Raw genomic sequence first — 414 nt, 5'->3', positions numbered from 1 at the left:
TACGGCATTATGGAATATTATCTTCAGCTATCAAGCAAAAGGTGCGTGATGTAGTAGAACTACAAATCGGCAAAGCTCGGATTTCATTCAGGCCACCCATAAAACACCATTTATGCTATACCTGTGGTAAAGGTCAATTGATTACTATTCTAACATTTGATGCCCGTGGTCCACCACCTCTTGAATTGCTTCCGCACCTCACACTCAAATAACACCGAAAGGTGAATGATATTACTATGTCTTAACTTAGATGGAGAGCGATTGAAATATACTAAAAGCAATAAAAACAATACAGTATCCTGACTAACTACCCTAAAACAATCATAGGCTTAGAAGAGCTAATCATTTAATACCCTTCCATCATTCTTATCAATCCCCATAGTCAGCTATTTCTACCCGGTTGTCGGCAACACG

Annotated in this window: 1 pseudogene; it reads left to right on the top strand. The window is 38.9% G+C overall.

The window, feature by feature from the left end:
* Window positions 1–212 (top strand): annotated as a pseudogene (locus ACRD62_RS22500) (hypothetical protein); the annotation flags it as partial.
* Window positions 213–414: the final 202 nt, after the last annotated feature.

The sequence above is a fragment of the Carboxylicivirga caseinilyticus genome, from assembly GCF_050589785.1.
Taxonomy (GTDB): domain Bacteria; phylum Bacteroidota; class Bacteroidia; order Bacteroidales; family Marinilabiliaceae; genus Carboxylicivirga; species Carboxylicivirga caseinilyticus.
Note: the sequence above shows the minus strand (reverse complement) of the source record. Positions and strands in the feature narration are given on the sequence as shown.